16 protein-coding genes are annotated in these 19,752 nt (G+C 34.5%); 12 read left to right on the top strand and 4 right to left on the bottom strand.

Features of this window, described 5'->3' with window-relative positions; all coding sequences use genetic code 11:
• The first annotated feature begins 300 nt into the window (after positions 1 to 300).
• On the top strand, positions 301 to 1,353 hold the full coding sequence (locus BQ6100_RS16055; protein ID WP_075982589.1) for a hypothetical protein: 1,053 nt from the start codon (positions 301 to 303) through the stop codon (positions 1,351 to 1,353).
• A 206-nt stretch (positions 1,354 to 1,559) separates the two neighbouring features.
• Positions 1,560 to 2,393 (top strand): TIR domain-containing protein, encoded by an 834-nt coding sequence (locus BQ6100_RS16050; protein WP_075982588.1) that lies wholly within the window; start codon positions 1,560 to 1,562, stop codon positions 2,391 to 2,393.
• A 436-nt stretch (positions 2,394 to 2,829) separates the two neighbouring features.
• Here the strand turns inward: BQ6100_RS16050 and BQ6100_RS16045 are convergent, their stop codons facing one another.
• The gene (locus BQ6100_RS16045) at positions 2,830 to 4,200 is read right to left on the bottom strand and encodes a hypothetical protein (protein ID WP_075982587.1); all 1,371 of its coding nucleotides are present in this window, start codon (positions 4,198 to 4,200) and stop codon (positions 2,830 to 2,832) included.
• Between the two features lie 377 nt (positions 4,201 to 4,577).
• On the opposite strand from BQ6100_RS16045, the gene BQ6100_RS16040 reads away from it, so the two are divergent.
• Positions 4,578 to 4,967 carry a type II toxin-antitoxin system MqsR family toxin gene (locus BQ6100_RS16040; protein ID WP_084780436.1) on the top strand — a complete coding sequence of 130 codons (390 nt, stop codon included), beginning with the start codon at positions 4,578 to 4,580 and terminating at the stop codon, positions 4,965 to 4,967.
• A 17-nt stretch (positions 4,968 to 4,984) separates the two neighbouring features.
• A complete protein-coding gene (locus BQ6100_RS16035; protein WP_075982586.1) occupies positions 4,985 to 5,998 on the top strand; it encodes a type II TA system antitoxin MqsA family protein in 1,014 nt (337 codons plus the stop codon).
• 213 nt (positions 5,999 to 6,211) lie between these two features.
• On the opposite strand, the gene rpsD is transcribed toward BQ6100_RS16035, so the two are convergent.
• A complete protein-coding gene (gene rpsD, locus BQ6100_RS16030; RefSeq protein WP_075982585.1) occupies positions 6,212 to 6,814 on the bottom strand; it encodes a 30S ribosomal protein S4 in 603 nt (200 codons plus the stop codon).
• A 521-nt stretch (positions 6,815 to 7,335) separates the two neighbouring features.
• On the opposite strand from rpsD, the gene BQ6100_RS16025 reads away from it, so the two are divergent.
• Positions 7,336 to 9,207, top strand: a complete 1,872-nt coding sequence (locus tag BQ6100_RS16025) for a sensor domain-containing diguanylate cyclase (RefSeq protein ID WP_075982584.1) — start codon at positions 7,336 to 7,338, stop codon at positions 9,205 to 9,207.
• Positions 9,208 to 9,356: 149 nt separating this feature from the next.
• Here BQ6100_RS16025 and BQ6100_RS16020 read toward each other — a convergent pair whose 3' ends face one another.
• Positions 9,357 to 9,836: a GAF domain-containing protein gene (locus BQ6100_RS16020; RefSeq protein WP_075982583.1), complete on the bottom strand. Its 480-nt coding sequence runs from the start codon at positions 9,834 to 9,836 to the stop codon at positions 9,357 to 9,359.
• Positions 9,837 to 9,989: 153 nt separating this feature from the next.
• Between BQ6100_RS16020 and refZ the strand changes: the two genes are divergently transcribed.
• Positions 9,990 to 10,625: a forespore capture DNA-binding protein RefZ gene (gene refZ, locus BQ6100_RS16015; protein ID WP_075982582.1), complete on the top strand. Its 636-nt coding sequence runs from the start codon at positions 9,990 to 9,992 to the stop codon at positions 10,623 to 10,625.
• Between the two features lie 53 nt (positions 10,626 to 10,678).
• On the opposite strand, the gene hisJ is transcribed toward refZ, so the two are convergent.
• The gene (hisJ, locus tag BQ6100_RS16010) at positions 10,679 to 11,470 is read right to left on the bottom strand and encodes a histidinol-phosphatase HisJ (RefSeq protein ID WP_075982581.1); all 792 of its coding nucleotides are present in this window, start codon (positions 11,468 to 11,470) and stop codon (positions 10,679 to 10,681) included.
• Between the two features lie 211 nt (positions 11,471 to 11,681).
• On the opposite strand from hisJ, the gene ezrA reads away from it, so the two are divergent.
• The 6 genes from ezrA (at position 11,682) to BQ6100_RS15980 (ending at position 19,701) form a co-directional block, all read left to right on the top strand.
• The gene (gene ezrA / locus BQ6100_RS16005) at positions 11,682 to 13,403 is read left to right on the top strand and encodes a septation ring formation regulator EzrA (protein ID WP_075982580.1); all 1,722 of its coding nucleotides are present in this window, start codon (positions 11,682 to 11,684) and stop codon (positions 13,401 to 13,403) included.
• A gap of 140 nt (positions 13,404 to 13,543) precedes the next feature.
• Positions 13,544 to 14,686, top strand: coding sequence for a cysteine desulfurase family protein (locus tag BQ6100_RS16000; RefSeq protein ID WP_075982579.1), 1,143 nt, complete (start codon positions 13,544 to 13,546; stop codon positions 14,684 to 14,686).
• A gap of 1 nt (position 14,687) precedes the next feature.
• On the top strand, positions 14,688 to 15,896 hold the full coding sequence (gene thiI, locus BQ6100_RS15995) for a tRNA uracil 4-sulfurtransferase ThiI (protein WP_075982578.1): 1,209 nt from the start codon (positions 14,688 to 14,690) through the stop codon (positions 15,894 to 15,896).
• Positions 15,897 to 15,980: 84 nt separating this feature from the next.
• Positions 15,981 to 16,193 (top strand): alpha/beta-type small acid-soluble spore protein, encoded by a 213-nt coding sequence (locus BQ6100_RS15990; protein ID WP_075982577.1) that lies wholly within the window; start codon positions 15,981 to 15,983, stop codon positions 16,191 to 16,193.
• A gap of 255 nt (positions 16,194 to 16,448) precedes the next feature.
• The gene (gene mbcS, locus BQ6100_RS15985; protein ID WP_075982576.1) at positions 16,449 to 18,032 is read left to right on the top strand and encodes an acyl-CoA synthetase MbcS; all 1,584 of its coding nucleotides are present in this window, start codon (positions 16,449 to 16,451) and stop codon (positions 18,030 to 18,032) included.
• 61 nt (positions 18,033 to 18,093) lie between these two features.
• Positions 18,094 to 19,701, top strand: a complete 1,608-nt coding sequence (locus BQ6100_RS15980) for an amidohydrolase (RefSeq protein ID WP_075982575.1) — start codon at positions 18,094 to 18,096, stop codon at positions 19,699 to 19,701.
• Positions 19,702 to 19,752 lie beyond the last annotated feature (51 nt).

Here is a 19,752-nt window from a genome sequence, read left to right as displayed (position 1 = left end):
GGTTTTTTACCGGTTTAAAATAATCGTTTAGATTTTACCACCTCTCAAAAAATGACTAATTGAACATATAACACGGTTGAAAAACAACTTCTACAATAAGATGTCACTGGTTATACAGCGATCTTCGGCAAAAGGGCCATTTCCTTGAATAATACTAAAAAAAGAAAATCGAATATACATGTTATAATATAGGGAATATCATGAAAGCAACGCTTAAAAGTAACCGTTAGCTTTTTTTATAATAAGTGCAGTGACTTATTACTTTAATAAGCAAGATTGTTTAACTAGGGGGGAGTAAAAATGGGGAGTGATATAACTGGATATGCAACTTACAACATTTTCAATGATAAGAATGTAGATTTTATTAAAAAAATTGATATTCAAGAAGATATACTTTTTGATTATAGAGAAGATCCTAGTTATTTGAATTGGGTAGATAAAAATAATCAAAGTACATTAATGAGACAATATCAACCAACTACCGATGAGTTAAATAAATTACGAAAAGATTATTACAGCGCTGTCGAACTTATAGTTTACGCCCCAAATGAAGATATTGCTCAGAATATAAGTAATTTAATACATGGAGGAAGGCTTTTAGCCTATCCTGATATTTTCCATAACCCAAGTCCAAAAATTGTTTATGACATAAAAAATAATTTCATATTGTATGAAAATTATAGGCAAAATGAGATTAATGAAAGTATGTTATTTGCATGTCTCGTTGCCGCAAGAAGTTGGAAGAATAAAAACCTGATATACAGTATAGAAAAATATAGATTTAGTCTACAATTAGATTCATTTACACCTCGTTCTGCCTCACCAATACACGGACAAATATTTTCAGTTGAAAACAGAGGTTACACTTACCATGTTTCAGCAGCCTATGCATTTTTAAGTGCTTATTCTATAATAGAAGAGTTAGGTCTTGATATACGTTCAAGTCAGAAAAAACCACGATTTACTAAAAATGACGAATGGAATTCAGTCGTTAAAGAGGATATTATTAAAAGACTTTCTGGTATAGGTGTAAAAGAATATGAAACAATTAATTGGCTTATAAGAGGTACTCCCAGTGAATTATATAAAAGTATTAAACCTAAACTTGGAATTAAATCTAAATGGAATGACGGTGAAATAGTGAATGATCAAGAGATGAAGATTTATGATGCAATTCATTATTGTAGTTACATAAGAAACTTTTTTATCGGACATAAATTTGATGAAGTAATCTCTTATATAAATCCCTATGACATCCATAATGTTCAAATGCTAGTAAGAAGGTTGATATTAGGTAATTTAGACCTTTGGAATTTTGATGAAGATGCACCAAATAAATATATAACAAATTAATTATAATAAATAAGAATACGACTTTGTTCAAAAATTGGAGCGCTTAAAACTAATAAGGAACTAAACTAAAGAGCTTAAAATATGCAAGTTATATGCACTATTGATTTTTTGTTTCTAGTGAAGTAAAAAATGATAGGATATTTATAGACAACAAAGACTTTTTTATCGCAGCGAATAAATTTTTACAAAGGGTTGAGGCTCATATTATGCCAAGTATATCGTTATTGGAATCAAAAATAAAAAGGCTGCACACAGATATAAGTAGATTAGAAGGTAAACGAGCTGGTGCTGTAAAGGAAGAAAGTAACTCAATTAAGAAAATAAACAGTGCTAACTCGGCGTTACAAAGAACGAAGAATTCATCCACAATTTCCTCCAAATTAAAAGAAATAGAACGTGAAAATATAAAAATTCAAAAAGCAAAGGAAGAACAGGCAAAGTTGATGTCTGAAATAGCAAAAAAGAATACGGAACTAAATAAAACACTAACGGAACTAAGTAAAACACAGCAAAAAGAAGCTGGAAAAATATATGCTCAACAGGAAAAAATGGTAAAAGAATTACATGCCCAACAAAAATCTGATTTGAAAATTATAACTTCTTTGCAAAATAATGAATTAGAAGAGACTAAAGAATATGATGTTTTTATTTCCCATTCGGCTAATGATAAAGACAATTATGTTTCAGAATTGGCGGAAGAGTTAAAAGCATCTGGTGTTACCATCTGGTACGACACTGACAACATCGGCTGGGGGCAAAGTATTAGAAAAGAAATCGATAAAGGACTTGCAAACTCCAAATATGGAATAGTGGTTATTTCTCCAAGTTTTATTGAGAAATATTGGACCAATTATGAACTTGACGGAATTTTAAATAAGGAAAGTTCAACTGGAAACCAAATGATACTTCCTATTTGGCACAACGTTACAGCAGACCAAGTAAAAAAATACAGTTATTCCTTAGCAGGTAAATTAGCCCTTAATTCAGCTATTAATACAATTGATGATATTGTTGAAAATGTAAAAAAACTTATAAAATAATAAGAAGAATTGGCTACCGAATAAATTCGGTGGCTTTTTTAATTATCACTTGTTTTTCCAAGTTATACTGTTGGAAAAATTCAGTTGGTCATTTGTGGGTAAAATGTTAATTTCAAGCAGCGAAGAGATGTGCTTAAAGTAACAGACGTTAGCACAATCAGAGATAGTTAAGATTTTCCACAATCGTGGCTTTTATGAGTAACTAAAGCCTAATTTTCAATCTACAACACCGAGAATTAGGCTTTTTATACTTGGTATTCTATACAGTTTAAATCCGCATTTTCCTGACGCTACCCCTCCTTACAAGATAATGAATTAGATGTGCATTTTATTGGTATGGAGTAAGCAAAGCGTTGGAAATTGCTTGTCAAAGACTGGTACAAAAGATGGCAATAGTGGCAAATAATAATGGTCTGTAATCAGGGAAGATCTATATTTAATTTAAATAATATAGATCCTCATTAAAAATGTTAAAAGGAAAAGTATTAATATATGTTGAAACATCTTTTGGACAAGAATACTTTTTACTATTTTTAAGAGAGTGAATACAGTGGCTTTCTTTTTCACAACTTTCTCCCCAATTATTAATCCAGTCTATAAAAATCCCCGGAGTTGATTTTACCTCAAGCATTTTTTCGTATTTATGATATGCATAAGTGTTATGTATATGGCAATATGGACATAATACCATACCACACCATAATTCATTGGCATAGAAAGGAAAGTGTTTTTTTGCATAGAGATGATGAGCGTGCATTTCTGATCCGGATCCAGAATAGCCACAGTTAAAGCAAGTATAATTTTGGTTGATTTTGATTTTATCTGACCACTGTTGCAGGAGGTGGTTAGGTTTATTGTAATAATTTGAGTTACAAACTGGACAGCCGGAGGTAAGTATATCCTTGACTGGTTTGAAGCCACTATATATTCTGCAGTTTTTACATTTACATTCAATCCTATATGAGTTATTTTTGTATTCTAAATTGAATTTTTCCTCAGTTGTAATGAGCAATAGCCCTTTTATTTTAAATCTTTTTATAACCTCTTGATAGGTTAATCTACGATCGATATTAATGAACTCACTTGAACAATGCTTATGCATAAGATGATGAGCTTTAATATCTTGTAATTTTCCCTTTTTTTCTTTTCCGCAATATACACATGTATATCTGATTTTAAATTTTTCACTTTTTCCTTTATAACTTTCATACTCTGTTTTTGTTGTTAAAAGCATAATACTAGGGTAGAGAGATTTCAATTCAGAAAATAATTTTTCAACCTCATTAAAAGGGTAACGAAGTTTATTTCTTTTTCTTTCGTCACCACATTTTTTGCAGCATCCTAGAAAAATTAATGCATAAGGCATATTTATTTTATGACCTTTTGGACATTTAAGCTGATGTATTTCATGGTAACTTTTATATGGTTCAAGTAATTTATATCCAAATTTAGTTGCTTTTTTTTCTGCCTCATCGTGAGAAAAGCCTTTTACAGTTGATATACAAAAGGAACAAATTTGGCCTTTACTGATTAATTCGAGACTGGTGTTAAATGTGTGATCATGGATGATACATTTTACATTAAATGATGACCCCCAGTTTATATACGTAAAGTTTTTCTCTTCTGGAGATAAGTTTAATAAATTAAGCAACTCTAATATCAATGAAGTATTCCAAGATAATCTTTGTTTGCAATTAAGAAGCTTCTTCTTTTTATCTTTAAAATTATTAATAAACTCCTTGACTAATTTATGTTTTATATTCCACTTAGCATCTAAATACTCAACAGGCAAATAAAAAATTTCCATATATACCCCCAAATATGTAATTTTTAGTAAATATCTCCAAATTTCAAAACTTATATTCATGTATTTACAGAGGAAATCACTCCATGACATTAGCAATAAAGTCAATGGTGGAGGAAAAGGAGTGGTTCTTTATCCGTGATTTTGGCTCATTTTGCTCTGTCCGTGATCTGTTACTATTTAAGAAGTATATTTAGCAATTATACAAAATAGAAATGCACTTAATGGGTATATAAGAGCGGTTTTTAATGTTTAATAATTAATTTTAGTGGAAATAATACATATTACTGTTATCGGATGATAACAAAATGATTGACGTTCGGCAATGTTCAGGATATTATAAATGTAGATAGAAAGGTGATCTAGGGTGTGAATTAGTATTGAATGTAGCTTCTAAGCAACAAGTCAACTCAATTCTTTTAAAAATTAAAGAAAGTATACAACACGAACAAGGCAAAAATTTTATTTTTAAAAACAGGGATAAAAATAAGGCAACCTTAACCAAGTTAGGTTGGCTACCATCTCATGTTAAACGAGAAATTTTGACATTAACCTATAAAAATTACAGCAAAGGTCCTGAACAGAATAAAAGTAGTAGTGGAAACAGCAAAGGTTCGGTCTGGACCTTTGGAAAGAAGATTGAAGGTTTAGATATCTATATTAAAGTACATGTAATTCCTTTTGGAATTACTCAATGCGTGTGTATTTCCTTTCACGAGGAAGATTTGGAAGAAGAAAAACTAACTTTCCCATATGCAGATGAAAATTAGTCTTGGAGGTGCTTTTTATGGCATTTGAACATTTCTGTCCAGAATGTTTAGAGACGAGGGGATTTGAAAGTATTTTCATCGAAGAGGACTACCCTGTTAAGAATGAAGTAATAACGATTGATTCACATTATTATAAGTGTAATGAATGCGGAGAGCTTATTCTTGATCCGGAAAATGAAGATGAAAATTACGTAAATGCTTATAATGAATACAGAAAAAGAAAAAACTTATTGTTTCCAGAGGAAATAATAGAAATACGCGAAAAGTATGACATAAGCCAAAGACAAATGGCTAAAATTCTTGGCTGGAGTCACGCAACATTGTCCCGTTATGAAACTGGAGCTTTACAGAGTCAGAGTCATAATAATGAACTTGTCTTACTGCAAGACCCAGTAAATATGTTGAAGATCATTGAACGGAACAAAGATAATTTAACAAAACAGGAATATGATCGAATTAAATCTAAAGTTAAAACAATGATAGTCGACCATAGTAGCAAAAGTTTATATACTATGGTAGAAAGTTCTTTTATAACTGAGCCATGTGAATATAATGGTTTTACCACATTTAATTTAGAGAAACTAATTAATGTGGTTAAATACTTTCTTTACAGAGACTCACAGGTATATAAAGTGAAATTAATGAAATATCTTTGGTTCACTGATTTCCTTCACTTTAAAAATTGGACTGTATCTTTAACAGGGCTGAAATACGCCAAGTTACCGATGGGTCCAGTACCTGACAACTATGATATGTTAATTTCCTTGATATTAAATGAAGATAAGTTAATTAATCGGGAATATATTGACTTTGGAAATGGTCAAGGAGAGTTATTCACTGTAATTGAAGATTTTGACTCGTCATTATTTACAGAAGAGGAAATAAAAACATTAGAGATCATATCTAAACTTCTTCAACCTCATAATTCAAGATCTGTATCTGAACTGAGTCATAAAGAGTTGGCTTGGTTAGAGACAAGAGACAGAGAATTAATAACATATAAATATGCGGAGCAACTAAGTCTAAGTTAAAACAAAACCACAAGTGGAAAAGCATCTTGTGGTTTTTGTTTTATGTTCCGTCTGTCCACACTAATTAATTAAAAATGTCCCCCAAAACCTCCCCCGAATCGTTGGTGGAGAATACATTATTCTACAAAGCTGAATACAAACAAAAAACCCTAGAACCATTGATATATCAAGGTTTCTAGGGTTTTTGAATATGCTATTTACAAAGCATATTAATTAACGAGAGTAGAACTCAACGATTAGAGATTCGTTAATATCAGCTGGTAATTCAGAACGTTCAGGAAGTCTTGTGTAAGTTCCTTCTAATTTATCAGCATCAAATGTTAAATAATCAGGTACGAAGTTATTTACTTCGATTGCTTCTTTAATGATATCAAGGTTGCGAGATTTTTCGCGAACACCGATTGTTTGACCAGGTAATACGCGGTAAGATGGAATATCAACGCGGCTTCCATTTACCAAGATATGACCATGGTTAACTAATTGACGAGCTTGACGACGAGTACGAGCTAAGCCTAAACGGTAAACAAGGTTATCTAAACGAGATTCTAAAAGAATCATGAAGTTTTCACCGTGGATACCTGCTAATTTGCCAGCTTTATCGAATAGGTTACGGAATTGACGTTCGTTCACGCCATACATATGACGAAGCTTTTGCTTCTCTTGTAATTGTAAACCATATTCAGATAATTTTTTACGTTGGTTTGGACCATGTTGTCCAGGAGCGTAAGGACGCTTTTCTAATTCTTTACCAGTACCGCTTAAAGAAATTCCAAGACGGCGTGATAATTTCCAGCTTGGGCCAGTATAACGAGCCATGAATGACTCCTCCTTATGTTTTTATTTTGAGTAAAATAAAAACCGTGTGACAGCAATTATCACTATTTTGTTTTCTAGTACCTTCGCCCTAGCAGCAGAGGGTTACACAGTACCCCATCAATAGAACAACAAAGTCATAGTAAAAAACTATTAACTACTTTCAGCCATAAAAGGTTCTAATGAGGAACAAAATAGAAAATAAAAGTATTTCACATAGGCTGCAATATTTTACACAAAGAATATTATATTATCGATTATTAGTTAAAGTCAAGAACTTTAATAAGTGAGATTGATAAATAATAAAACTTTAATTACATACATATGATATAATAAGAATACGGTTTTTTTGATTCTTTAGACCTATAACTAGAAAATAATGGAAAAATATGGCTATTTTTCAGTAATATTCACATTTTTTTCAGGAAATATAAGTAAGAAAACTATATAATAAAATACATGTAAATGAAATAAAGTTGCTTATATATGAACTTTTGAAACAGATAAAACAGGTGATGATAGGGATGGAAATTCACAATGCCCAACTTATACAGAAACTAAAAGGTCATTTTCTAGATCTCATTAATTTAGATGACGACTTATTAAACTATGAGCTATTGCTAGAAAAAATGATTTTTTCTATTCAACAGCTAACCCACTCTAATGAGGTTACACTTTTAAGTTGTAATAGTTTTACAAATAAAATATACACTGAGGTCTCAACAAAAAAAGAACGGGACAAGAGTACGAAAATACCCTCTATTTCCTGTGCTGATTTATATGAAATGGCCGACTCCTATCCAATCATGCGCACACCTATCTCCATTTCAGGCTTTGAGCAATATGACCTGGTTTTATCATTAGTAAATGAAGGTACCTATCAAGGCTACCTAGTGTTTAAAAATGATCACTCTATGGCTAATTTAGAGGACGAGCTTTTATTGGAATTGGCTGTGGAATGCAGTAAATTTATTAAAAGGATCAAGCACCTATCAAAGGTTCTTGTAGAGGAGAAAAGATATAAACAGCTGTTTCGTGTGACCGAAAAATTCCACTCGTCCATGAATATGGATGTTGTTTTAGGAGAAATCATTGATACTTTAAAAGAAGTCTATCCAACTTTTACCTATTACTTATTGTTATCTCATGATAATAATAGCAATTCTAATTTACCTATCAAGGATTTGGAATATGATAGTGAAAATCTTGCAGCGATGCAAGCATATGTGACAGGCTCTATCCAATTCGAGGATTCCATCCAAGAAAAGCGTTCTGTTCTCTATGCACCTTTGAAGGGTAAGCAAGGTGTCTATGGGGTATTACAAGTCATCACTCCAAATACGCTAGTGTTTCCTGAAAATGAAGTAGAATTTATTACCCTCTTAGCAAATACAGCAGGATCAGCATTAGAAAATGCTCAGCTATATCAGCAGTCAAAACGATTAGTAACCGACCTACAGTTGATAAATGAAACATCACATCGCCTCAATTCCAATCTACGTTTAACTGAAACGATGACATTTATGTCAGAACAAATTATTAAATCCTTCAATGCAGAAGTGGTTGGATTTGTTCTAATATCTGAGGAACGATATGAACCAAAGATTTTAAAAGGCAGTAGCGAATTTTTTTATTCAGAGGATGCAAAAAAATACATTCATTACATTACAAAGAGACTAGAAACTGAACAGGATTCATTGTTCATTGGGGACTTAAGCCTAAAGGAGGAAGAGGTTCGAATTCAATACAAATCTATAATGGCTGTTCCAATGGTACAGACCGGAGTCTATGGGTTTGCTCTAGTCATGCATCATGAACCTTATCATTTTTCTTTTGATAACTTTAAGCTACTTCAGTCGCTAATCCATCATTCAACATTGGCCTTTACCAACGCTATGCTGAGAGAAGAATTAGAAAAAATGGTCATAACAGATCACTTAACAAAGCTTTATTCAAGAAATTACCTCGATAATAATATTCATTCATCGATGGAAAGTGATGCAGAAGGAACCTTTATTTTAATAGATATCGATAATTTTAAAGCTGTAAACGATACTTATGGACATCAGGTTGGGGATGAAGTCCTCATCCAAGTAGCAAATATTATTAAGAGACATATTAGAAAGACCGATATCGGCTCAAGATGGGGAGGAGAAGAGCTTGCCATCTATCTTCCGAACACACCATTAAATTTTGGAGTAACCATTGCAGACCGATTGGTAAATGCAGTCGCAGAGTATTCAAATCCACATGTCACCATTTCTTGTGGTGTATCCTATTGGGCAAGAGATTGTAGTGATACATTTCAGGGGCTATTTAAAAAAGCTGATACAGCTTTATATATCGCCAAGGAAACAGGGAAGAACAAAGTTGTTATACAAAATGAATTACAATAGTAGATGATAATAACAAAATGGCTGCCTCTAAAAGTATTAATTTTGGGGGCAGCTTTTTGTTTACATTTCTTTAAGCCCTGTGAATATAAAAACTGACTCAATAGAGTTGCATCATTAACAACCTTTTGAGTCAGCCCTTCTTACATCTACTATATAAAAGGTAGAATTGCTTCAACAAATTCCTCTAGCTTTTTCTGATCTAATTCATCAAAACGGTTTTTAATTGGTGAATCGATGTCTAAAACGCCAATTAATTCCCCGTTCTTTAATAATGGTATTACAATTTCCGATAGAGAAGCCGCATCGCAGGCTATATGCCCAGGAAATTGATGGACATCCTCCACTCTTAATGTTTTCTGCTGCTTGGCACTAGCACCACAAACTCCTCTTCCTAAAGGAATTCGGACACATGCTGGAAGTCCTTGAAAGGGACCTAAAACAAGCTCGCCATCCTCCATTAAATAAAACCCCACCCAATTAATTTGGTCTAGAAACTGATTTAATAACGCAGAGGCATTGCTCAAATTCGCGATGACATTAGATTCACCTTCTAGTAAAGCCTTTGCTTGTTTTATCACTAAATTGTAATTATCCTCACGGGAGCCTTGATAAGATTCGACTTCAAACATTGTTTTTCACCTAATTCTTGTAAATTTTATATTCTATTCTAGCAAAATAACGGGAAAAAGAGGAGACTTTGTCGAGTTGTTTTCAAAGGAAAAATCATACAAACCAAGAATGTATTAAAAAAGGATATTTTTTTACAAAAGGAGCAGGAGAAAATGAGAAAAAACTCAAAAGATGCCATTGTAGATGCGGCCATAACATTATTTAATATTAAAGGGTTCACCGGGACATCCATCCGGGATATTGCCAATAAGGCCAATATTAATGTAGCCAACATTTCCTATTACTTTGATAATAAACATGGTCTTCTTGAGCATTGCTTTACTATTTTCTTTGAAAGCTATCTTCATGAAATAGAAAAAGGGTATTCCAATGCTGATTTAAGCGCTACTATTGCTCTAAAAGAAATGTCCAAAAACATCATACAATACCAAAGCAAAAATGTTCATTTAACAAGATTTATTTTAAGAGAAATATCCATAGATTCACAGGTCATTAGAGAAATCATGTCAACATATTTCGTTAAGGAAAGATTTTTCTTTAAGGAAGTGTTAGAAAAAGGAATGAAAACAGGAGAATTTCGCAACCTTTCCATTAATTATACGATTATGCAGTGGAAAGCCCTGTTAGCCATGCCATATTTAAATAGCCAATATGCAAGGGAGGTCCTTCAGATCTTCCCTAATGAAGAGTACTTTGCTGACAAATATACTTCAGAAATAAACAATTGGATTGACACGGTGATTACAAATCCATTTATGGAACAGAAGCTAATGGTGGTAAACCAATAGTGCATTGAATCTGAAGATGGTTTCAAAGGTAAAACTTATAATAGATCTTCTTATCACACCATTGAATGAAGCCCTTGTCCTAACTCCTTAACTTGATGGGCATCGGATCCATAAATTAGTGAGATTCCTAGCTCCTTGGCTTTTTTTGCTACCCATTTTGGTGGATAGGTCTCGCGGCAAAGTGGTTTTGCTGTTCCTGCTCCATTGTAATCTAGCTCGTAGCCCTTTGCTTTTACTGCCTTTAATACTCGAATGAAATCTTGCTCGATATCACATTCAATTGGGTATTTTAATTGAAATTTTTTCACTAAGGATATATGCCCGATTCTTTTCGGCTTATACGGTCCTAAATCCGCATTAATAGATAATAGAAGGGTATTGAAATACTTTTTATAAACCTTTTCAATGGACCCATATTCGACGATCATTTGAGAAAAATATTCTGGACTATAGTCCAAGCAATGGTATTGATCCCCATTTTTTAAAAAATGTACGGAAAGGATCGCATCATCGAGTCTACTTCCTATTGTTTGAAGAAAAGATGTAATCTCATTTTCATATCCCTCGATAAAGTCTACCTCTAGACCTGTATTAATTTTTATATCACTTGCATATTCTTCTTTTAATTGCTCAACTTCAGCAAAATACAAATCAAGCTCATCAAACTGCATGGCGCTGTCCTGTTCTGGAGTTGTGTCGATAAAGCCATGAGGCAAGGGTGCATGCTCTGTGAATGTAATCTCTTGAAAACCTAAAGTAATGGCTTTTTCAATATAAGAATTAAAAGAATCCTTTGTACCATGTGGGCAATATGGCGTGTGAATATGACCATCCTTCAAAAACATTTTCAGTCCCCTTTTCCTAAATTTATATAAAAATTTTCTTTTATGTAGAAAAAATGCAAAAAAAAACGGACTTCTTACAAGATTTTGCATAAAAAAATGAAAATAATAGTCAAAAAATGTCGTTTACATGTTATCATAATTACATTGAAATGAACATTCTATCATTTAATATAAATTGAAAATTAGCTCGTAACAGAACAGGGGGCTTATCATGGGATACATCATTGCAGGCATAGTAATTATACTATGTTTATACATAACCGGTATTATCATGAAGAAAAAGAATTATAAGGAAATTGATCGTTTAGAAGAATGGAAAATAGACATAGTCAATCGACCTGTGTTAGATGAGATGTCAAAGGTTAAGCAATTAAATATGACCGGTGAAACGGAAGTTCTATTCGAGCGTTGGCGAAATGAATGGGACGAAATTGTTACAGCCGAACTCCCTGATGTTGAAGAATATTTATTTGATGCAGAAGAGTATACCGATAAATATCGATTTAAAAAGTCAAAAGAAGTTCAACAGCTCATTCATAATCATTTAGTAGAAACGGAAGAAAAAATTAAGGCACTTGTAGCTGAAATTCATGATTTAGTCGGTAGTGAAGAAAAGAACAAATTAGAAATTGAAGACTTAAAGGATCAATACCGTGAAAGGAAAAAAAATCTGCTTGCTTACCGTCATAATTTTGGGAATGCGGAAGGTACTCTTGAGAAGAAGCTGGATGAAGTAATTTTGAAATTCCAGGAATTTGATGAAAAAACAGTAAATGGAGACTATTTAACAGCAAGAGAAACGGTATTAGTGATTAAAGATTTAATAAGTAAAATCAGTGAATTAATGGAACAAATCCCGAATTTACTTGTGGAGTGTCAAACGAATATTCCATCTCTTCTTGAAGATTTAAAGGATGGATATCGAGAAATGGAAGAAAAAGGGTACATCCTTGAGCATATCCAACTGAATAAAGAAATTAAAAGTATGGAAGAAGAGCTCGCCATGTATCTTTCCAATATTGAGGCTGCAGAAATTGGCGATGTACAAAAAGGGATAGATGATATAAAAGAAAATATTGAATTATTATTTGATCTTCTTGAAAAAGAGGTTCATGCAAAGCATTTTATTAGTCAAAATGAAGCCGAGACAAAAGAAACATTAAATAAAGCAAAGGAAGCTAACAATGAACTACAATTTGAAATGCAATCTGTAGCTCTCAGTTATCACATTCCTGAAAGTGAGCAAGAAATACAAAAGGAAATTGAAAAGAAACTATCACAGCTTTCAAAGCGGTTTGAGATCCTTGAGCTAAATATTCAAAATCAAAGTATTGCTCATTCTTTACTAAGTGAGGATATGGAAGAGATTAAAACGCAACTTCAATCCATTGTAGATGAACAAGCAAGCTTAAATGAAAAGCTTCATACACTGCGAAAGGACGAGCTGGCTGCGCGGGAGAAAGTTCAAGAACTAACAAAAAAAGTATCAGAATCGATTCGTCTCGTTTACAAAAGCCATATTCCGGGGCTACCACATGATTTCAAATATTTAATCGATGATTCCAAGGAAAGCATCCAAAATGTAAAATTAAAGCTTGAAGAACATCCATTAGATGTTCCAAGTGTGCAAAAGTACTTAGAGGTTTCGGTTATGACAGTTGACAAATTGTATAATCGAACGATTGATATGATTGAAACCGTTATGCTCGCTGAAAAGGTTATCCAATATGGAAACAGGTATCGCAGCAGCAATTCAAGTGTAAGAAAGGCATTGGAAGAGGCAGAGGCGGCTTTTAGAGGCTTTGATTATCATGCTGCATTGGAACAAGCAGCAACCACTATTGAAGAGGTCGAACCTGGTTCATTGAAAAGAATTGAAGATTTCCTTGCTAATGAAGACAGTTCAATAAATGAAGGTACGGATAGAGGCTGACAAATCGTCGGCTTTTTTCTTTGTATAGGAGTAATATTCATGATAAGATTGATTGTTAACACTTGATGAATACGTAACGATAAAATGATTACACCTTAAATGCAAATAATTGTAGTATTCCTCGCAAGGAGGGGATTTGGATGATATATTTTGATAATAGCGCTACTACTAAACCATATAAAGAAGTTCTGGATTCCTTTGTAAAGGTATCAACCGATTATTTTGCTAATCCATCATCCTTACATCGTATGGGTGGACAAGCGGAGAAATTGATGTTCCAGGCTAGAGAACAAATAGCTAAACTATTAAATGTGAAGTCAAATGAAATTATTCTTACTTCTGGAGGAACAGAAAGTAATAATTTAGCGATAAAGGGTACTGCTCTAATGCATCAAGGTAGGGGGAGACACATTATTACTACAAGTGTAGAGCATCCCTCCGTAAGTGAATCAATGGAACAGTTAAAACAATTAGGATTTCGTGTTACTTATATACCTGTTGACGAATATGGACGGTTGAATGTGCACTCAATCGAACAAGCTATTAGTAATGATACCATTCTGGTTTCGGTTATTCATGTTAATAATGAGGTTGGAACGATTCAACCAATAGAAGAAATTGGTCGTGTATTAAAGAAATATCCTAAGGTTTTATTTCATGTGGATCATGTTCAAGGCATTGCCAAGGTGCCATTAGACTTACATCAAAGCAATATTGACCTATGCTCCATCTCTGGACATAAGTTTCATGGCCTGAAAGGGACAGGAATTCTTTATATTCGGGAGGGTGTAAGAATTTCGCCTCTTCTCTCAGGCGGAAAGCAAGAAAAAAATATCCGCAGTGGCACAGAAAATGTAGCAGGAATTGTGGCAATGGCAAAAGCATTAAGATTAGTAAATGAAAAAAGGAAAACAGGGCTTGCCAACTTGAATGAAATTAAGCACTATCTTTATAATGAGCTTGATTCTTGGGATGGAGTTATGATTCATACACCAAAGGAAAACAGCGCCCCGCATATCATAAACTTTTCGATTCATGGATTTAAAGCAGAAGTTTTTGTCCATGCGTTAGAGGAAAAAGGGGTATTTGTATCGACAACAAGCGCCTGTTCATCAAAAAGGAAATCAACTAGCAGCACCTTGCTTTCGATGGGAGTATCAGAGGAAATAGCTAACAGCGCAATACGTGTTAGCTTGTCATATGATAACACGATGGAAGAGGCCCATCTTGCTGTACAAGCCTTCAAAGAAGTAATTTCAAATTTACGAAAGGTAATGAATTAAAATGAATTATGACCGAATATTAATTCGCTACGGAGAAATCTCAACCAAAGGGAGAAATCGAAATAAATTTGTTGAAAAACTAAGAAATAGTATTAGACATGCCCTAAGTGATTTTCCAAAGGTAAAGATTGAGGCAAAAAGAGACAGGATGTATGTCGTTTTGAACGGGGAGGAAAGTGACAGGATTATTGAACAGTTAAGGGATATTTTTGGAATTCAATCCTTTAGCCCTGCAGTCAAAACAGGAAAAGACCTAGAAATTATGAAGGATACTGCACTCGAGCTTTTTAAAGGAATATATAAAGAAGGAGATACCTTCAAAATTACCGCAAAAAGGGCTGATAAAACCTTCCCTTTGCATACGGGTGAATTAAACCAAACATTTGGTGCCCATCTTTTAGTAAATATCCCAGGATTAAAAGTAGATGTGAGAAATCCAGATATTAATCTTCAAATAGAGGTTCGTGACGAGGCGGTTTACTTCTCATGCGAAAATATCCAAGGAGCTGGCGGTTTACCTGTTGGATCCAGTGGAAAAGCCATGCTTATGCTTTCTGGAGGAATTGATAGTCCAGTGGCAGGATTTTTATCCATGAAAAGGGGAATGGAAATCGAAGGGGTCCATTTTTACAGCCCTCCTTTCACAAGTGAAAGGTCAAAGCAGAAAGTTATTGACCTTGCGCAAAAATTAGCTTCCGTCAGTGGGGCATTCACTCTTCATATCGTTCCATTTACCGAAATACAGCAGCTTATTCATAAACAGGTTCCTGAGAATTATACGATGACCACGACTAGAAGGATCATGCTCAAAATTACTGACCGAATTCGCGAGAAAGAACGTGCGCTTGCAATTGTAACAGGAGAAAGCCTTGGTCAGGTTGCAAGTCAAACACTTGAAAGCATGTTTGCTATTAATGATGTAACGAATACACCTGTTTTGCGCCCGCTAATTACAATGGATAAAACAGATATAATAAAAATTGCTGAACAAATTGGAACGCATGACATCTCGATATTACCTTACGAGGATTGCTGCACGGTGTTTGTTCCTGCATCTCCTAAAACAAAGCCGAAAAAGGAAAAGGTTCAATTCTATGAAAGCTTTGTTGATTTTGAACCGTTAATAGAAAAGGCGGTTCATGGAGTGGAAACTATAGTTATCAATTCTAAATCTGAAAAACAAGAGGATACATTAGAGGAATTATTCTAAAAAGTTGTGAACAATTACCAACATTATAATGGTATGAAGGCATGTGATATTACACAATCTATACTCACAAGGAGGTGATATCACATGCCAAGCAGCAGAAGCAATAACTCAAACAATTTATTAGTTCCTGGAGTACAACAGGCTCTAGAGCAAATGAAATATGAAATTGCAACTGAATTCGGTGTAAATCTTGGAGCAGATACAACTTCTCGTGCTAACGGTTCAGTTGGAGGAGAAATTACTAAACGTCTAGTTCAAATGGCTGAACAGTCATTAGGCGGAGGTTTCTCTAAATAACATTAAAAATATATATCATGGCTACAAGGAGCGGTCTATCCGCTCCTTTTTATAATGAAATGATAGATAGTAATAAATGAGTGATATATTACTTGGTCCAACCAGAATCGTTTTCTCATCCCCCATATATATTTGACCCATTTATTAGAAACTATTACAAAAAGTTGTAATTCAAAATTTTTAAATAATTTAGTATAATATTTTCTGAAGGGGAGAATTGTTGTTTAATAATTATTGATATAAGGGGGAAATTCGATGAATCGTGAAAGTCTAATCGCACCTGAGGAATACAACTTAGTATCAGAAATCGAACGTTTTTCAAGTGTACCAAACAAGCTTGCTTTAATATGGGAAAACGAGGAAGGTACGACCAAACAGATAACCTATCAAGAGCTTATGCAAAACGTCAACAGAATCGGAAATGTTTTCTTAGAAAATGGGCTACAAAAAGGTGATGTTCTGTTAATCATTGTCCCACGCTTAATCGAAGCCTATCAAGTTTATATTGCTGCTTTAAAAACAGGTCTTGTTGTTATTCCAAGCTCAGAAATGTTGCGGTCAAAAGATTTACAATATCGAATTTCTCACGGTGATGTGAAAGGTATTATCAGCTATTATCCCTATGTCGATCAGTTTGAAGAGATTTCAGGAATCGAGAGCATTCCGAAATTTGTTATTGGGAAAAACGAAGACGGTTGGATTCATTTAGAAGAAGCAACAAAAAACGCCTCCATTGATTTAGAAATGGCAAAAACCAAAAAGGATGACATGGCGTTTTTATCTTATACATCTGGAACCACTGGTAATCCAAAGGGCGTTGTACATACACATGGTTGGGCTTATGCACATTTAAGAGCTGCAGCCCCAAATTGGCTCTGTATCCATGAGGAGGATATCGTATGGGCAACAGCAGGTCCAGGTTGGCAAAAATGGATATGGAGTCCGTTTCTATCGGTTCTTGGATCAGGGGCAACTGGCCTAATTTATCATGGAAAGTTTGAGCCAAATAAATATCTCCAACTATTGGAGAAATATCAGGTTAATGTATTATGCTGTACTCCTACAGAATACCGCTTGATGGCAAAGGTAGACAATCTTTCTGATTACAGCCTTCCAAAGCTTCATAGCGCGGTATCTGCTGGAGAGCCATTAAATAGAAATGTAATTGATACATTCAGGAAGTATTTTGGAGTGGATGTTCGAGATGGCTACGGTCAAACGGAGAATACCCTATTAGTCGGCATGGTCAAGGGAATGGAATTGAGACCTGGCTCAATGGGGAAACCGATTCCAGGAAATCGGGTTGAAATTATCAACGAAGAAGGTGAAAAATGTCCAGTAGGAGAAGTGGGGGACATTGCGGTTCATGTAGAAACACCAGCCTTATTTAAAAAATATTATAAAGACCCTGAAAGAACTGCTATGCAGTTTCGGGGAGAATATTATATTACTGGGGATAAAGCCAAAAAGGATGAAGAGGGATATTATTGGTTTGAAGGTCGTGGGGATGATATTATCATTAGTTCAGGATATACCATTGGACCTTTTGAGGTTGAAGATGCCTTAGTCAAACATCCGGCAGTTAAGGAATGTGCAGTAGTAGCAAGTCCAGATGAAATTCGGGGGCATATTGTAAAGGCCTTTGTTGTTCTTAAGGATGGGGTTGACCAAAAAGATTCTGACCTAATTCCTAACCTACAGGAGCATGTTAAGCTGTTAACAGCTCCATATAAATATCCAAGAAAAATAGAATTTTTATCAGAGCTTCCAAAAACAACTTCTGGGAAGATTCGTCGTGTAGAATTGAGAAAAAGAGAATTAGAAAAAGCAGTACAATAATATTAAGAAATGCAGACCGTGGTTGTCTGCATTTTTATCTTATATGCTGGAGGTTAAGAGCATGGGAACTCTTTGGTTTGGCGGGCCAATCTACACTCTTCAATACGAGGGTCATCAGGTTGAAGCCGTTTTCGTAGAGGGAGATCGAATTATTGAAATTGGTCCTTTGGCAGAGATAGAAAGAAAATACAAGGAGGACATTACACATATAAGGAATCTAAATGGGGACGTGATGATTCCAGGATTAGTAGATAGTCATCTCCATTTAATTGGTCATGGGGAAAAATTGTTAAAGCTGGATTTATCTCAAATGCAGTCGAAAACAGAGGTTTTAGCTGCAGTGATGGAATATTCTAAGGGAGTTCCAAATGGTGATTGGATGATCGGTGAGGGGTGGAATGAATTTTTATGGGAGTCACCTGAACCTATATTTCGAGAAGAATTGGATGAAATTGTCCCAAATCACCCTCTAATCCTAAAACGTGTATGTAGGCATGTGTTAGTCGCCAATTCCTTAGCTTTAAAATTGGCTAATATAAATGAAGATACGATTTGCCCACCAGGAGGCAGGATAGAAAAGAATCGAGAAGGGCGATTAAACGGCCTTCTAAAGGATCAGGCACAAGAATTATTATATTCAAAAATTCCTAAGGCTTCAGATGATTTTTTAATGAAGTCTTTAAAAACAGCCATTCAAGATGCGTACCGCTTAGGGCTTACCGGCGTTCATACGGAGGATTTAAATTATTATGAAAGCTTTAAAGGGACCTTACAAATCTTCAAAAAGGTTATTGAGGAGGAGGGACTTAGATTTCGGGCGCATCTACTTGTCCATCATGGTGTTATAAGAGATTTTGAAGCAGAAAGCGGCGCTTATTTAAAGGGAAATCACTGGATTGAATTCGGTGCAATAAAAATTTTTTCTGATGGGTCATTAGGAGGGAGAACTGCGCTCCTAAGTCACCAATATGCGGATGATCCATCAACAAATGGAATGGCAATCCATACGCAGGAGGATTTAGAAGCGATTGTGAAGGAAGCAAGGAGAATAAAAATGCCCGTAGCTATTCACGCAATTGGAGATCAAGCCTTTGATATGGCATTAACGGCCATTGAAAGGAATCCGTTGGAGGGATGTGGTAGAGACCGTCTTATTCATGCACAAATCTTACGTAAGGATTTAATCAATCGTGTGAAAAAACTTCCTTTGATTTTGGATATTCAGCCTGGATTCGTTCCATCTGATTTTCCATGGGTACTAGATAGGGTTGGTATGGAAAATATGGAATACAATTATGCATGGAAAACCTTATTAGAAATGGGCATTCCATGTGCGGGAGGGTCTGATGCACCAATCGAGCCATTAAGCCCGTTCTTGGGTATTCATGCAGCTGTTAATAGGATGAAAAAAGATGGCCGAAGTAATACCGTTTATGTTCCAAAGGAGCGGTTAACTGTTTACGAAGCATTATGTTTATATACGAAAGGGAGCGCTTATGCTGCCTGTCAGGAAGATATACGCGGTCAAATAAAAGAAGAATACTTAGCAGACTTTACAATAATCAATCAAGATCTTTTTAAGATCAATCCAAGCATGATTTCAGAGATTATCGTGAATGGTACGGTTATTGGCGGGGAACTCGTCTATGAAAGAAAAGAATCCTATTAAACGGCAATTTCTTTTTATTGTTATCCTCACAAGTTTCGTTATATAATTTTG

The sequence above is a fragment of the Bacillus massilinigeriensis genome, assembly GCF_900117315.1.
Taxonomy (GTDB): Bacteria; Bacillota; Bacilli; order Bacillales; family Cytobacillaceae; genus Bacillus_BE; species Bacillus_BE massilionigeriensis.
The sequence above is the reverse complement of the archived record's forward strand: the minus strand, read 5'-3'. Positions and strand labels throughout refer to the sequence as shown.

What these genes read in the sequence shown, in the direction of transcription:
- BQ6100_RS16055 (WP_075982589.1), top strand. Translation starts at nt 301, where the DNA reads ATGGGGAGTGATATAACTGGATATGCAACTTACAACATTTTCAATGAT.
- BQ6100_RS16050 (WP_075982588.1), top strand. Translation starts at nt 1,560, where the DNA reads ATGCCAAGTATATCGTTATTGGAATCAAAAATAAAAAGGCTGCACACA.
- BQ6100_RS16045 (WP_075982587.1), bottom strand. Translation starts at nt 4,200, where the DNA reads ATGGAAATTTTTTATTTGCCTGTTGAGTATTTAGATGCTAAGTGGAAT.
- BQ6100_RS16035 (WP_075982586.1), top strand. Translation starts at nt 4,985, where the DNA reads ATGGCATTTGAACATTTCTGTCCAGAATGTTTAGAGACGAGGGGATTT.
- rpsD (WP_075982585.1), bottom strand. Translation starts at nt 6,814, where the DNA reads ATGGCTCGTTATACTGGCCCAAGCTGGAAATTATCACGCCGTCTTGGA.
- BQ6100_RS16025 (WP_075982584.1), top strand. Translation starts at nt 7,336, where the DNA reads ATGGAAATTCACAATGCCCAACTTATACAGAAACTAAAAGGTCATTTT.
- BQ6100_RS16020 (WP_075982583.1), bottom strand. Translation starts at nt 9,836, where the DNA reads ATGTTTGAAGTCGAATCTTATCAAGGCTCCCGTGAGGATAATTACAAT.
- refZ (WP_075982582.1), top strand. Translation starts at nt 9,990, where the DNA reads ATGAGAAAAAACTCAAAAGATGCCATTGTAGATGCGGCCATAACATTA.
- hisJ (WP_075982581.1), bottom strand. Translation starts at nt 11,470, where the DNA reads ATGTTTTTGAAGGATGGTCATATTCACACGCCATATTGCCCACATGGT.
- ezrA (WP_075982580.1), top strand. Translation starts at nt 11,682, where the DNA reads ATGGGATACATCATTGCAGGCATAGTAATTATACTATGTTTATACATA.
- BQ6100_RS16000 (WP_075982579.1), top strand. Translation starts at nt 13,544, where the DNA reads ATGATATATTTTGATAATAGCGCTACTACTAAACCATATAAAGAAGTT.
- thiI (WP_075982578.1), top strand. Translation starts at nt 14,688, where the DNA reads ATGAATTATGACCGAATATTAATTCGCTACGGAGAAATCTCAACCAAA.
- BQ6100_RS15990 (WP_075982577.1), top strand. Translation starts at nt 15,981, where the DNA reads ATGCCAAGCAGCAGAAGCAATAACTCAAACAATTTATTAGTTCCTGGA.
- mbcS (WP_075982576.1), top strand. Translation starts at nt 16,449, where the DNA reads ATGAATCGTGAAAGTCTAATCGCACCTGAGGAATACAACTTAGTATCA.
- BQ6100_RS15980 (WP_075982575.1), top strand. Translation starts at nt 18,094, where the DNA reads ATGGGAACTCTTTGGTTTGGCGGGCCAATCTACACTCTTCAATACGAG.